The organism is Pelistega europaea, from assembly GCF_013133775.1.
GTDB classification, from domain to species: Bacteria; Pseudomonadota; Gammaproteobacteria; order Burkholderiales; family Burkholderiaceae_B; genus Taylorella; species Taylorella europaea.
In genome coordinates, this window is record NZ_JABGBO010000005.1 from 201526 (window position 1) to 218716 (window position 17191).

At 44.0% G+C, this 17191-nt stretch carries 2 protein-coding genes; both read right to left on the minus strand.

Annotation, left to right across the window (positions count from 1 at the left end; all coding sequences use genetic code 11):
- Positions 1 to 112: 112 nt before the first annotated feature.
- Positions 113 to 15217, minus strand: a complete 15105-nt coding sequence (locus HKX40_RS06230; protein WP_171588701.1) for an Ig-like domain-containing protein — start codon at positions 15215 to 15217, stop codon at positions 113 to 115.
- 405 nt (positions 15218 to 15622) lie between these two features.
- Positions 15623 to 17164 (minus strand): BamA/TamA family outer membrane protein, encoded by a 1542-nt coding sequence (locus HKX40_RS06235; protein ID WP_171588702.1) that lies wholly within the window; start codon positions 17162 to 17164, stop codon positions 15623 to 15625.
- Between the last annotated feature and the right edge of the window lie 27 nt (positions 17165 to 17191).

Consider the following 17191-nt stretch of genomic DNA (forward strand, 5'->3'; position numbering starts at 1 on the left):
CTCATTCTACCATAGCCATCTGTCAAAACTATTCGCAAAACTACTAAAAAAAACCCACCCTACCGAAGTAGGATGGGTTTTGAGGGTTGGTTAGTCAGAGACTAACGTAGGGTTAGATGACTTGGATACCATTTTGGATATACAAATGTTCTGTTGTACCATCCGACGTGGTAGTGGTGTAGTGATGATAGGTATATGAAGTACCATCACTAAGCTCTTTAGTTGTAGTACCTCTATCAGACCAAACATTCTTATCGATGTCCACAGTATTAACTCCAAGAGCCCCAGCTCCCTGAGCATTTAACTCTGATGTACCACGGATATACAGTGTATGACTATCATTCAAGGTTTGTGCATTGACTTTAACCGTATCCCCAGAATCACTTACGCCTGAGTTAAATTGGATTTCTTCAATGTTCCAGAGGTTAGTATAACCATCCTCTGAGCCACCAACCAAGAATTTATTCGCTGCTGAGTCATTACTGTTACCAATAATCACTTTATCATAATCAGCACCACCATCAATAGTATTACTATTGCTGTTGTTTACACCGCCATACAAACGAATAATGTCATCACCATTACCCGCATGGACTTCGTTATTGCTACCATCAACATCATATAGCTGGATATCATCGTTGTCGGCACCTGTCCAGACTTTAACGTAGTCTTTGGCGTTAGAAATCATCACCAAATCATCACCTGCACCAGTAGCCACACCAGTATTACTTACTGAATGACTGTTTGGATTACCATTAGCATCAAATGCCAATTTAACGACGTCCTTGCCTGAACCGCCAAGAACGATTGCACCCGATGTATCACCGCCTACGCTAAGGTTGTTATCACCATCGCCTAAGTCGATACGTGCCGGAATGATGTTTCCATGAAGCAAACTAGAACCCATATCAATATTGGTACCCTCTGCTCGTGCAGCACCAGCAGTTAAGGCATTCTGAACTAGTGTTTTCAGATCCTCATAGTAACCGCTATAGAAATCTCCAGCAACTTCAGGAGCTCTCAACGCATTATTCAGCCAATTCATGCCCTCTGCAGGCCACAAATTCAAATTACCATCGATACGGATATTGTCATTGGCAGAATTCATCATCATAGATGATTTGCCGTTAACGCTACCGGTCACCAATACGGTATTTGTATCTGTGGTGGTACCATCGACTTCATCAACAAGCAAGAAATGTGTATATCCATTATCAAGACACGCAATATCACCGTTAATCGTTAATACATCACTACCTGTACCCAAGTTAACGATGTTGGTTGCTTGTCCGAGGAAACTGTTTGAATTGGCATTCAACATTGCTCCGGTTGTCATCACATCGTTACCTGCACCCAAGGCAAAATAGTTACCGGAGGTAGGTTCCTTATCGGCGATGATTTTTTCAGTAATATTGATAACATCATCTCCGTTACCCATATCCACTTTGATGTCGGTATAGAACAGTGCAGAATTTTCATCACCAGATACATTATAACCGCCAATACCTACATCAGAAGCTTTACCGGTTACCAAGAATTGGTCATTACCATCTCCCATACTGATGACTTGAGTACCATTAAAATTACTAGCGTTATAAGCCTGTTGTGTATTTTTACCGTTGATATAAACGGTGCTAATCACATCATCGCCTGTGCCAGTCGTAATTTTTGTTTGACCGGTAATACCGCCTGTAGCTTCAATATAGTCATGTCCAGCGCCGGTATCCATGGTTAAAACACCCCCATCTCCAGCACCGATGACACCCTTGTAGCGTCGACCTGTGTCATATTCGTCAGTTTGTACAGGGGCAGCAATAATGATGTCATTCTTGCTGGAGCCGGTCCAACTAGTATTACCGCTATAAGTACTCCAAGCAGAGTCATTGCTGGTTCCAGCAATTTCATTGCCTCCATCGTAACCGTCTTCATCATCCGGACGAACTAACCAGTCCAGTTTAGGATTATATACTCGCTCATCGGTGAGATCTTTGAATTTATCATTTTGAGCGGATCCAAATGTACCGCCAGCAAGAGCCCCATCAATGTACACTGCATTATTGTCTGACGCTAATGTAACCTTAGGTGTATGGACATTATCCACATTAAAGCTGACATCTTTAGTAGCAATAATATTACTAGATGCACCCACTACCGTGGCGACAATCTTGTAGTTTTGGTTATTGGCAACAACCGGATAGGTAAATTCACCGGTGTAAGTGTTTTGACCCGCTACAATGTCTTTGTATTGAGTTTCCAACACTTTTCCTGTTGAATCAACCAATTGCAACTGTACTGTTTTGTCACTTCTTAATGTACCGCCCAACGTATATTCATAGTTCGGTGTACTGTCTTCGATTTGTACGCCGGTAGTATCAGGCATAACATCGGTAGAGGTAACTTTCAAAGAATCCAATGTTATTGGAAGATCGCGAATAGTATCACTATCTGATGATGTGTTACCTGCTTTATCGGCAGCTGTTGCAGTGACTGCAGTACCATCTGCCAATGTTCCCGCTGGAATAGTTGCCGTTTTACCGTTAACAGAAACCACGCTAGGATCACTTGATGTCCATGCACCATTAGCTTCATCTTTGGTTAAGATGACTGTCTTATCGCCTGCCTGAACGGTTACTGTTGCAGCATCTGCATCAGTAGGCAAGGTAATTTTTACCGAACTATCTGCTTGTGTTGCCACATCCGGAGCTGCCGGAGGGGTATCATCCAAGTAGATTTTTGTATATCCATCAATAGGGTCAGAACCAAGTGTACTAGCACTAGTCACAGGTAGCAGAGTAATCTTTGCGGTGTAATTTCCATCTTGGTCCAACTTACCATATAAACCGGTTGCCGGAATCTCCACATATTTCTGATCATTATCCGGATCAGTTTTAATTATCCCACCAAGACCAGAATTCACAAGCTTGTAAGTTTGGGTTGTTTCAACATATGGGTTGCTCGTGGTGCCACTACCCTTAATCCATGGAAAGGAAATTTTATCACCTGCCGCAACGCCATCAGGTAAGTACACTCTATAGTTAGCATTACTGCCGTTAGTTATATTCTCCCATTCTTCTTTATTGACCACCACATCATAACCAGCTACCGCATCGTTATTACTGATGTCATCGCCAGGGAATACAATCGCCAAATCGTCATAACGAATAATTGGCGTTTTTGCGGTAGCTTGATTGACTCCATCAGCAACTTCTTGCGTATTACCCGCTAAATCACTACCAACAGCTTTAACAATGGTATTATCTGCCACTTTATCGGCAGGAATAATGACTTTGCCATTATCCAAAGTAAGGTCTGCTGGCAATCCTGTCCACTGACCATTATCATAAGATAAACTTACTGTTTTTTCAGATCCACCTGTCGGTGTATAGGTAATAGCTACCTCATCACCGTTTTTCAAATCGGTGGTTGGTAAAGTAATCTCTACAGAACCATCCTCTTTGGCAGTCACACCAGCCTTTGGAGCAGTTGTGTCTACTGTAAATGGCTTAGACGCAACCGTAGCTTCTTGATCAACCAATTTAACAGTATAGCCTTCATCGTCGGTTACACTATCTTTCGGAATAGTGAATGAGCCATTAGTTACATCAATTTGATTACCAATTGCTGTATCACCTTTATACAGTTGAACTTTTGCATTTTCTGGAGCATTGGTTACTGTACCGCTAATACCATCAGACAACTCAGTTGCATTTACTGCGTTAATTACTTCAGCACCCATTGAGATGGTTGGTGCAGTAGTTACCTCAAACTCATTTGTAGAAGCTGTTTTACCTGCTGGAGTAGTCACTTTAACAGTGTAAGTACCACCCGGTACATCGGCTTTGGCAAAGGTAAAGGCATTGTTAGCTACTGTTGTGGTGGCAACAACCTCTCCTGTTGCTTTCTTCAACAACTGTACTGTAGAGCCGTTGGCTGCGTTGGTTGTGGTGCCGGTTAAGCCACCATCATCCTCCAACTCGGCTGCGGTTACAGTGCCATCGCTTGCTTCAGCAATGGTAATAGTCGGAACATCCGCACCAGCTGTTCCTGTAACAGCGTTTGTATTACCCACTTTATCGATGGCTGTGGCGGTAACGGTGCTGCCGTCTTTCACAAGGTCTTGTGGCAATGTTACGGTGCCGTCGTTGTTAAGCACAATCGGTGAGTCAAGCTGCTCTTTAGCCCAACCGTCTGCTGTTTTAACCACAGTAGAGGTGGTTGGTGTTGTCGCCCCTTCACGGTAGTAGGTAATTTGGACTTTATCACCGGTTTTCGTATCGGTAGTCGGTAATTCAACAGTCACCGAGCCGTCAGTGGTAGATGGTTTTACGGTCGGTGTACCTATGTGGGTATCAATCTCAAATTTAGGAGATTGAGCAGAACCAGATTTGACATAGAAGCCGTCACCATCTTCTACACCACTTAGGCCGATACCAAGGCTTTGTCCGCCAGAGCCTATTGGGTTACCTGTAGGATCATAAAGTATCGTTGAACCGCTTGCGACACCTTTAACACCATCTGCAAGTTCTGTTGCATTAATACCGTCCAATACCGATGAATCAAGGCGTACATAGTCACCACTGCCAGTATCCTCACTAGGCGGAACAACCTTTGCAACTGTCTTGCTATTGCCTGCCTTATCTACCCCATAGGCGGTAACGACAGTGCCAACCGGTAAGCTGTTGTCAGGTTCAGTTAGGAAAACAACCGAATCTTCAACTGTTGGAGTACCATTACCTCCTTCGATAGACCAACCACTACTACCTTTTGTTACCGTAATGGTTTGTGGAGTACCCGCCTCATCGGTATAAGAGATAATGACTTTATCGCCATCTTTAGCGTTGTCCGGTAAAGTCACCATTCCAGACGCTGCGTCCACTTCTTTAGGAGCCGGTGTTGTTGTATCAACAGTAATTGGGCTTGAGTTGGTTGATACGCTAGTGTTACCTGCTGTATCTGTGATAGTGACTTTAATACTATCTTTCGGATATTCTCCTTCCGGTAAGATATAGTTACCATTGCCATCTGTATCCAATGGTGTTCCATTTATCGTAACAGATTGAATGGTTTCACCTTCAGCCAACTCTGGTAGCAACAATCCACCGTCGTTACTGATACCGTCTTCTGCTGAATCACCAGTGTCGTTTGCCAAGGTGATGTCAGCTGTGGCAGGCGGTGTAGCGTCCACGGTAAATGTAGCAGGAGTTACATCAGGATAGTCTACCAATTTAACCGTGTAGTCACCGTCAGCGATAGTTGATGGTATAGTGAATGTGCCATCAACACCCACAGGAATTGGATCACCGATTGCTTCTTCACCTTTATAAAGCTGAACTTTTGCACCTTCTGGGGCATTGGTTACCGTACCCGGGATACCATTAGACAATTCGTCTTTATTTACGCCGTTAGCAATTTCTGCAGCATCCATAGTGATGACTGGTTTTGGTTCATCGCTACCTGCGGTTGCTGGGTCTGCTTCAGCTTCATTACCGGCTGTGTCGATAGATTTGGCATTCACTTTGCTGCCGTCTTTAACCGCATCTTCACCAATCGTCAAGGTGTTGCCAGATAAATCAACGCCAGTAGGTAATGCTTCAGATGGTGCCCAATTGTCTTGACCTTTGGTTAAGGTAATGCTTACAGTCCCTTCGTCCTCTCCAGTAAAGGTTACTTCGACTTTATCACCAACTTTAACGTCAGTTGTTGGTAACGCAACTGTTACCCCGCCATTACCGTTCTCTGTTGAGGCTGTGACTGTCGGAGCATGGACGGTAGCGTCTACGGTAAATTCAGCAGACTTAATATTTGTATTGCTTACCAATTTAACCGTGTATTTGTCACCGTCAGGGATAGTATTGTCGGTATTCTGTATCGTAAATTTACCTGTTGTCGGATCAACATTGGCTGGATAACCAACCGGTTGACCTGCTTCATTATAAAGTTGAACTTGTTGTGTGCCTGTAGGAAGGTGATTCACTGTACCGCTAATACCGTTTGCCAATTCGGTTGCATTGACACCCTTATCAGTTACTGGAGTATCCAACTCGATACTTGGCGGTGTCATATCAATGTGTAAGCTGTCTACAACACCATCCTCATCTGTTACTGTAGCACGGTTTTTCGCCGGATCTTGCAATAGGATTCGAGTAACCTGAATATCACCTACTTTTGCAGTTGAATCTGGGGTAGCAGTAATAGGAATTTCAACTGTTACTTTACCTGCCGCAGCTTGTTCTGCAGTAAGTGTCACATTTACATTAACAGGAGCAGTTGTTGGGGTATCAGAATGCTCAATAGGATATGCAACAACTAATAATTTAGTGTCTTTTACCGCTCCGCTGAAGCTAACTTCGTATTTCACAGTGGTTTTACCATTTAATTCACTATAGGTGATAGTGCCATCGTTGTTGGCATCATTCACACCAGCGGTATCATTGGTAATGAAGCCGTGAGCGGTAATTTTCGGTGTAGCTGTATCTACTGTAAATTCTGAAGTAGAAACTTCTTTTGCTCCGTCTGCTTCTGGTGTAGTGACTTTAATGGTGTAAGTGCCATCCGATACATCGGCTTTGGCAAAGGTAAAGGCATTGTTAGCTACTGTTGTGGTGGCAACAACTTCATCACCTTTCAACAACTGTACTGTAGAGCCGTTGGCTGCGTTGGTTGTGGTACCTGTTAAGCCACCGTCCTCCAATTCAGCAGCGTTGACATAGCCGTCTGCTGCTTCTGCCACGGTTACTGTTGGAGTAGTAGATAAAGCGTCATTGCCTGCGGTTGCGGTTGGGCTAGCCACTGCTTCATTACCGGCTGTGTCGACAGATTTGGCTGTTACAGTGCTGCCGTCTTGAACCGCATTTTCAGGAATGATGGTGGTGTCTTTATTATCCGTAGTTGTGCTTGGAACAACTGCAGGCATATCTGATTTCCACGTACCGTCTTGTTGTTTTTCCAAGGTTACTTTTGTAGGATTCTCTGCTGTTCCACTTTCAGGGATTACAGAGACTTCTACTTTATCGCCAACTTTCGCATTAGTCGGTAAACCAACGGTGACAGAACCGTCGCCATCTGCTGTCGCTGCAGTAACTGTCGGTGCAGCTACTGTTTTATCCACGGTAAAGAGTGGAGTCGGTGCAGATGTTTTGCCACCATCAGCGGTTGGGGTGGTGACGGTAATCTTATAGTCACCCTCTGGCACTTTATCCGCAGGGATAGTGAATGTACCGCCTGTCACGGTGACAGGGCCGATATCGACAGGATTGCCGTCTTTGTCTAGCAATTTGATTGTTGAGCCGTCAGGGGCATTGGTTGTAGTACCGTTTAAGCCACCGTCAGCCAACAAATCTGCTTTATTCACATAGCCGTCTTGAGCTTCTGCTACAGTCACGGATGGAATAGTAGATAAAGCGTCATTGCCTGCATTAGCTGCAGTCGCTGCATTTTCATTACCTGCAACATCTATAGACTTCGCATTTACCGGAGTGCCGTCTTTAACTGCATCTTCACCAATCGTTAAGGTGTTACCATTTAATGTAACGCCAGTAGGCAAGGTTGCAGGTGATGTTGTCCAACCGTCTTGATCTTTGGTTAAAGTAATGGTTACAGGCTGATCGTCCTCTCCGGTAAAGGTCACTTCTACTTTATCACCTGCGTTCGCACTGGTCGGTAAACCAACAGTCACTGAACCGTCGCCATCTGCTGTCGCTGGTGTGAATGTTGGTTTAGCTGGTGGTGTTGTATCCACAGTGATAGCTGCATCATTATCAGATACTGTTTCATTACCCGCTTTATCCACAACGGTTACTTGGATATCCTCAGCTGCATAAGTACCAGCAGATAGAATATATTTACCATCCGCATTTGGCGACAATGGTTCACCTTTGACTGTTACGGATTTAATGCTTTCACCTTCACCTAATGTAGGTGTCACTAAAGTACCGTCGTTGGTGATACCGTCTGTACCAAGTGTACCGGTGTCTTTCGCTATGGTAACCGTACCTGGGGTTGGTGGCGTTTTATCCACGGTAATTGGATCGGTATTGAAGGTTTCTTTGGTATTACCTGCTTTATCGACAGTGGTCACTTTAATTGCATTGGCTGCATAAGTACCTTCTGGTAAGGTGTAGGTCGCCTCCTCAAATGTATGCCAACCAGTAGCATCTTGGTATTCCACTTTTTGAATAGTTGCACCGTCAGCAGGTGTAATGGTGAGTCCACCTTCTTTACTGATATTGTCGTCTCTACTTTCGCCAGTATCTTCAGTTAATTTAATGGTTGCATCAGCTGGCTCTTTTGTATCTACTTTAAAACCATCCACTTTAGTTGTGGTGGTATTACCCACATTGTCCTCAGTAGTTACTCGGACACTGTAAGTACCGTCTTCAGGTAGGACATATTTACCATTAGCATCTTTAGCAAGAGGCGTCCAAGTCGTACCGCCATCTTTACTGTATTCAACACCATTGTCAACAATGCCTGTTGCATCAGTAGCAGGGGCAATATTTAATGTGCCATCACTACTAATCTTATCGCCGGCAGTACCGGTATCATTTGCAAAGGTAATAGCGGCATCAGCAGGACCAGTGTGGTCAACGGTTACTGTTTTTGATTCAGCTGGTGTATCACCGTTAGTCGCTTTAACGGTATACACACCATCTGCTACATTTTCAAACGTAAATGTACCATCAGCACCTACAGTCACAGGACCTGTTTCAGCATTGGTTGCTGTATTCACTAATGTGACTGTTGCGGTTTCTGCAGAATCGCCGTCAGAATAGGTTACTGTACCGGTAATGGTTTTACCGTCAGTTTTCACTAACTGATTATCTGCACTTTCACCAGTTAAGGTAATCACAGGTGTACGGGTATCGTTTACGGTAACAGGTGTTGCTGGTACATCAGGGTTGACACCATCACTTGCTGTCGCATTCACCTCTGTACCGTCTTTAACTTGGTCAGCCGGTAAAGTGACCTGATTTGTACTACTATCTGGAATAACATCTTTGTTGCCTGATGTCCAACCGTTATCCCCTTTAATTAGAGTCACAGTTTGCTCATCACCGTTTTCATCAATGTATTTCACTTCAACGGTATCACCTTTTTGGGCATCAGCCGGTAAGGTGATATCCACACCGCCGTTTTGTGTGGCAGTAAGTTTCGGTGCTTCAGGTGCATCAGTGTCTACTTTAAAGCTTACTTCATTTGATGGAGCAGACTCACGACCGTTAGTACCGCCTTCTTTCACGATAGCGGTTACTGTGTAATCACCATTAGGTAAGTTTGCTTTTGGAATGTCAACGGTAACCTCTGTACTGGCTGTTGTTGTATCGCCCACAGGTACATCCGCTAAAACATTACCGTTAGCATCTTTTAAGATGATATGGTCACCCGCTTGTACCCCTTCAGGTAAGGTCACGGTAGCAACCACTTTACCGTCAGAAAGTTCTTCTGCGCTTACTTTTTCGTCTTCGGCTTCGGCAATTGCTAAGGTTGGTTTACCAGTCTCATCACCTTGGTTATTGTTGTCACTGTCACCACCTGGTACGGCAGTATCAATAGTAACAGTTCCTTCTGCATGGTAAGGAGTTTGATCATTTACAATAGCAACATCTACAACAGCTTTAATTTCTGTTTTACCTTCAGTGGATACAGGTACTTCAATAAAAGTAATTGTTTCTTTTCCACCTTCAGGTAAACTTTCATCAGCTGTCTTAATTTCATAAACTTTCTCATCGACAGTAATGGTTCGTTTACCAGTACCAGTGTCCTGTTGTACAACCACATGATTAATAACAGGCGCATCATTGATGGTTACTGTCACGGTATCGCCACCTTCAATACCATTCGGTAGAACAACTTTGACAGGTGTCGAATTATCTGCACCAATTTCTGTTGCCCAAAGTACTTTGTCTTTGAAACCACCATTGGCTCCATCTTCAGGATAAGCAACAGATGGTGCACCTGTTACTCTCTGATTCACAAAAATACTTTCCTCTGATGATGGTAAAGATTCTTGGTCAGCCTGATCTTTAACAACAGCTTTTACTGTTAATTTTTCACCGTCAACAGGTTGGTCAGGATTATTACCCACATTACCTACCGGTATGCTGATAATCGCTTTACCTGCCGTTACTTCCTCGGCAGTTAATGGATGTTCAACAGGTGTTGCACTGCCGTTTGTTGTCAATACAACAGTATCCCCTGCATTAACATTGGCTGGTAAAGTGACTTTAACTTTAACAGTGCCATCGGCATCAATTTCATTACGAGAGATTTTGCCGTCTGAAGGGTTTTGATCGTTTTCTACAAACGCAACAGATGGTGCTTGGTCTGATTCATTGTTACCATCGCTATCCCCCGGTACGCCATGATCGACAACAACGTTGTCTACCCCTGTACCCGGTTTACCTGAGGCACTGGTCACTTTAATGCTGTAGGTACCGTCAGCCACATTTTCCAAGGTAAAGTTGCCGTCCTTGTCTGCGGTGGTTTCTTTTGCTTTTGTGCCTTGGGCATCAAACAACTCAACTTTCGCACCTTCGGCTATATCACCGTCAGAATAATTCACTGTACCAGTAATATCATCACCTTCACCTGCTTTTAAGAACTTATCACCACTCTCGTCGGTTAAGGCTACTACCGGCGTGCGTTCATCGGTTGCATTTTTAGTAGTCGGATCAGAAGAATTACCTGCATCATCCTTCGCAATCGCCGTTACCTCACTACCATCTTTCACTTGGTTTTCAGGGATAGTAGCGGTATTTGGATTGCCTTGCGTTGTGCTTGGGATAACATCTTCGTTACCGGACTCCCAAGTACCATCTGATTTTTTCTCTAAGGTTACTGTTACAGCATCCTCTGCTGTTCCACCTTCAGGTATTACTTTGACTTCTACTTTATCGCCAACGTTAGCATCGGCTGGTAAACCAACATCCATGGTACCGTCTGCTTTCGGTGTCAAGCCCGGTGCAGATGGTGCTGTGGTATCTGGGTTATTACCGGCATCTTGAGGTGCTGCTGTGTTTTTATTGCCCGCAGGGTCTTTGGCAACAGCGTTGACCTCGCTACCATCTTGTACAGAAGTGGCAGGGATAGTCAGTGTAGTAGTGCCATCGTCTCCTACACTTGGTGTCAAGCTCGAATTATCTGATGTCCAGCCGTTATTCCCTTTGGTCAAGGTAACCGTTTGTTTTACACCGCTTTCGTCAGTATATGTCACTTCAACGGTATCACCTGTTTTCACATTTTCGGTTGGCAAGGTAATGTTTACGCTACCGTTAGTTTGTGGGTCAATAGTAGGTTGAGCTGGCGCTGTCGTATCAATGGTTATCGCCTTAGAGTTAGAAGATTCTGTTTCATAGCCAGCTTTATCTTCAACGACAACTTTAATCGTTCCTACCGCATACTCGCCCGGATTGAGGAAGTACTTACCAGTAACAGGGTCAGGGGTAACTGTAGCTCCGCCAACAGTCACAGACTTGATGCTTTCTCCATCCCCTAAGGTAGGAATCACTAAGGTACCATCGTAACTAATGTTATCAGTAGCACTTGCACCGGCAGTATCATTTGCCAAGGTAATGTCTTGTGCTGCTGGAGCTTTGTGGTCGACAAGGACATCAGTGATTGGTGCGCCCGCTACATTTGATGCACTAGTCACTTCAATGCTATATGTACCATCAGCGACGCTTGCAAAGGTAAATGTGCCGTCAGCAGCGGCTGTTGTTTCATCGACTTGTTCGCCTTGTGCATTTTTCAAGATAACTTTCGCACCTTCGGCTTTGTCTGCAGTTTCTTCAATACTGTCATAGGTAACTTTACCTGTGATGCTGTTACCTTCGTCCTTACCTAAGACCTTATCCGCGCTTTGATCGGTTAAGCTAAGCATTGGCGTGCGAGTATCGGTTGCATCTACTGTCTTCGGATCAGAAGAGTTAGTACCGTCAGTTGCTACGGCAGTCACTGTGCTACCATCTTTCACTTGGTTTTCAGGGATGGTAGTGGTGTCTTTGTTAGCCTCAGTTGTGCTTGGGATAATAGTAGGTTTATTTGATTCCCAAGTACCGTCCGGTTGTTTGGTTAAAGTTACCTCTGTTGGCTCTGTTGCCCCTTCAGGCGTCACAGTAACTTTAACTTGGTCACCCGGATTCGCATCGGTTGGCAACTCAAGTTTCACTGAACCATCGTCGTTTGCCGAAGGTTGTGGTTGAGATGGAGCTGTAACATCAGGGGCTTTAAATGGATCTGCTGGTGAGGTATTACCTGCGGTATCCTTAGCTGTTATTTCTACTGGGGTATTGTCTTTAACACCTTCTTCAGGGATAGTGGCAGTATCGCCTGTTGGATGCTTAATAAGCTCAGGTTTGTCTGATGTCCAGCCGTTATCCCCTTTGGTTAAGGTAACGGTTTGTGGTTTACCTGCTTCATCGGTATATTCCACTGTAACGGTATCGCCTTTTTCTGCATCTGAAGGCAATGCAATGTTGACAGAACCATCAACACCTTCTGAAGGTGTTGGTTTAGCGATACTTGTATCGATTTTAGCCGCTTCTTCCGCTTCTGCTGAACGGTTACCTGCAGCATCTTTGACATAGGCTTTAACAGTGATTGTACCTGTTTCTGGTAACTGATCTGCTGGTACAGTGAAGCCGTTTTCTTTCACGGCTGCTGTAATGTTCATAGTTTGTTCAGTGCCACCATTAACGGTATACACTAAGGTGTCATTAATCGCAACGCCTGTAGGCACTTCAATGGTCACGGCTGCTTTTTGACCATTCAACTCAGCCGCATTTAATTTACCATCTTCAGGTTGTGTATCTTGAGTAAAGGTAATTACTGGGGCTGCATCACCCAAGCCATCACCATTCGTATCCGCACCACCTGGGATTTCCGTATCCACAGTTGCGGTGACTGTATTAGAATCTTTAGCAATACCGTCTTCTCGTGGTTCTTTTACCGTAGCGGTTAAATTAACGGTTGTGCCATTTGCTGGGGCAGAAATATTGAGACTGATTTCATCGCTCTCTGCTTCTTCTTTAGTAAGCGGACGGTCGAGTAATGTTGTAGTACCGTCTTTGATGATGATGTGGTCGCCCTCTTGTGTACCTTGAGGGATTGTCACCTTAAGGTCTAAACCATCTTTTGCTTCAGCAGCATTAATCGTGGTATCTTCAGCTGTTACACCTTCTACTGTCAATACTGGTGCTTCTTGTGGTGCTACAGTATCTACTTTGATATTACCTGTGGCTGGTAATTCTATACCATCGACAGTAACAACAACAGGGGTTGTTAAGCTAGTTGCACCCTCAGCCACTGGTACTTGGACGTCAATGTATTTTTCGCCTTTGGTATTCGTACCAATAGGGAAGTCACCAACTTTATCACCATTAACCGTGTAAGGGGTGCCAGAAAGGTCTGGAATGGATACTGTATCACCATTCTCTAGGTTGCCCGGTAATACGATGCGAGCGGTTGTTGTGGGTGTTCCATCACCACTAATTTCTGCCGCGGTTAAAGTACCATTTTTACTACCACCATTAGCTCCATCATCAATGTATTCTACACGAGGAATGCCATCAGCTGCACGATTAACAGCAATTGAATTGTCTACAACGTTAGATTTATTACCTGCAGTATCGGTAATTTGTGCAGTAACATCTAATGTGCCTTGACTTCCTGGAGCTACATCTACAGGGATTTCAACTTGTGCTTGACCAGCGGTAATATCCGCGGCAGTAATTGTATGTTTAACACCATTGACGTCAATCACATCATCTGCTTTCACTGTCGTTGGGTCAAACTTCACATTAACGACAGTTTTGCCATCAGTACCAACTTCATTACGGGTTAATTGGTTATCACTGCTTGGATTGTTATTATCAGCAAACTCTACTGAAGTAATCTTAGGCACAGTACGATCAATGCTAATAGGTGCATTATCTGCGCTTGGATTACCCGCTTTATCTTTGACTTGAACACCATAATCGCCATCTGGCACACCAGCTGCTGGTAAAGTAAAATTACCATTATCATCAATTGGAGCAGTGATTGGATTGCCAGCAGAATCTTTTACTGGATTGCCATTACCATCTACCAATACTGCTGTACCGCCTGCAGCATCAGGTGCTGAACCAGTGATATCTTTATCTTCAGTCGCGACTAATTTATTATCTTCACTATCGTTTGTTAACGTTGGTTTGGTAGGTGCTGTGTTATCATCTGCATTCACTCCTGCTTTCGGAGAGGTATTACCCGCACCGTCTGTTGCTTCGGCTGTTAGAGGCTCACCATTGGTTTTTGGTGGGTTGACAGGAATAGTGAAATTACCGTTTTGGTCGGCTTTACCCTCACCAATTGGGTTACCATTTTCGTCGCGGATAGTGACGGTTGTGCCAGGTTCGGCTTTACCTGATACAGAAGAACCGTCATCTGATACGTCAAGATTTGTTGGTGCTGCTGGTGCTGTGCTATCGTCTGCTTTAACCGTTTCTGGTTTTGATGTATTACCTGCTTGGTCTTGAGCAGTCACTGTTAATGTTTCACCATTGGTTTTTGGTGTATCCAAAGGAATATTGAAATTACCGTCTTGGTCTGCTGTACCTGTACCGATAGTTTTACCGTTTTCGTCTTTCACGGTTACTGTTGCACCCGGCTCAGTCTTACCAGTGACTTGTTTGCCGTCATCTGATACGTCTAAGCTACCGTCTTTAATTTCTGGAGGAGTTGTATCCGCAGCAGGAGGCTGTTTATCGCCTCCTGCGTGGCTACTGCCACCGCCACCGCCACCACCACCAGCAGCAAGGCCTCCTACTAAAGCCGCTCCAAGCCCTACCCAAAGCCAAGGACTTACGCTATGACCTTCTGGCAAAATCCCTACCATACCTGGTTTAAACGCACTAACATCGGGACCAACTTGGGTGACGGTCACTTGACCTGCTTCCAACCCATCTACGGCTGGCACATCAAAAATCGCATAACATTGCATGTCAGGCGTACAATCATGCCAGAACTCATCAATCACTACTGTAATGTCTTCTGATGGACTTTTAATAATTAAATCATCACCAGAACGTGAAACCTCGATATCTGTAGGGGTCTTACCTGTCTCGCTATCAATAACGTAATATTCTTCTCCTGGTACAGCAAGCTCTGTGTATTTGCCGTTTTTCACGACTTTAGACAAATCAACTTGTTTTCCAGATTTTTTTGCAACAAGGATAAGGCTCATGAAGGGCTCCTAAAAAGATAAAAGGGACAAGAAAGATATATTCTTCTCTTTATCCCTTGGACGTCGATACTAATTACGAGCCTGATTATAAATATAAAAAAAAAAAAAATGATGTCTATATGTAACAAACGAAACTAAATGCGTACCCACCCTACTCGCATATACTAACTATTACAAAAAAAGGGCAAAATAACAACGATTATTTTCCTTGCCGCACCAATTATAAGCAACATCAATAAGTTATTTTTTCTCAGGAAAATATTTTTTTATTGGAAAAATTCACCCACCGTCAGCAAAACGCCTCTCACTGTTTCAACAATGTATAAAATTTATCGCCTAGATGACCCTCTCTATTTTTTCCAGACATAAAATTTTTTCGTCTCGCAATAAAAACAATCGGTTAACTTAGAAGCTACCACTTAAGTTAATTTGAAAGCGTTCTTGCCGGTCACCAACCTGCTTTTTAAAAGGAATTGCATAAGAAACGGCTAACACCCCCATAGGGAATTTCCATTGCACAGAGACGCCGCCAGAAGCACGAATGTTGTTAGCAAAGCTATCGTTGTTTGTTAATGGATGGCTATTGCGAGTATTCCACACGCTCAAAGCATCTACAAAAATTGATGTACGAACTGTATTTTTAAATTTTTCTGGCATGTAAAAACTTGGCACAATCAGCTCAATGCTCCCTCCTGCCATCGCATTGCCTCCAATCACTCGGTCGCTTGTTTCTGTGTAAAGCCTAGCATTTGTTGGTACGCCAGTGAAAGACTGTTTGGCATATACAGCACGCGGTCCAATCGATCCATACGCAAATCCTCGAATAGAACCTATACCTCCACCAATAAAATTTTGGTAAAAAGGCATTGTATTTTCATCTATTCCATTGGCATAACCAGCAGTTGCCTTGGCACCGATTACCCAAGTTTGAGCTTGATTAAGTGGGTAAAACCCTTGAATATCTGCCACGAATTTATAGTATTTGCTATCGGAGCCAGGAGCTGATATGGTGCCATCCAGTGTCATGCCTATCCCTTTAGTGGGAAGAAATTTCTTATTCAAGCCATCATATTTCCAACCGAAAAGCAAATCCACCTCATCGGTGTCAAACTTCCACGCATTTTCTTTAATAGAGGCAAGATAGAGCGCTGAATAGTACTCTGGCCGAGATGTTTTGATGCGGTTGTGCGTATATCGAATACCGGCATAAGAGGAGCTGTTTTGATCAATGGGTAAAGTAAAACGTAATCCTAGACCGTAGGATTGACGCTGATATTCTGCCAAGGTACGACTTCTACCGTTATCAAAATCTTCAAAAAAGAGGTTACCATCAAACCGCACATTACTTTTAAAAATTCGCGGTTTGCTATAACTCAGGTCTGCTATCGTCTCATATTTATTATGTAAACCACTGACACGCACAGAAGCATCGGTACCAAGAAACTTGCGTTTAATCGCCGTTATTTTGGCATGCGCCCCTTTGATACCATAGCCCACACCTAGTGAGATATTGCCCTCTGGGCCGTCGTCTTGTCCTGATATTTCATCGGGGTCATCAGTCTCGGACATAGATGACGCCTCAGTCTCGTCGGTATAAATATCGGCATCATAAGGGTCTGCTACGCGTGCTGTTTGTTGTAGCTCTGGGGGCTGCTCATCAATACTAATGGTAATCTTGACCTGTTGATTGGCCAAATGCTCCACATGTGTATCCACCTTGGCTTTTTCATGACGAAGATAGTGATAATGGTCTAGCACTTGTTGTCGAAAAAGAGCCAACCTGTCTGCATCAAAGGTCTGCCCTTTAACCAAACCATTTGCATTAAGATTAAGCATTAACGCATCTTCTGGAATGGAACTATTTCCTTCTATGCCCACATCACTAATGGTGACGGCCCCCGCCTGTGCAGAGGCACTCAACAAACTGAGTAGGAAGAGTTTTTTCATGCAATTATTTTTCAATGCGATTACCTC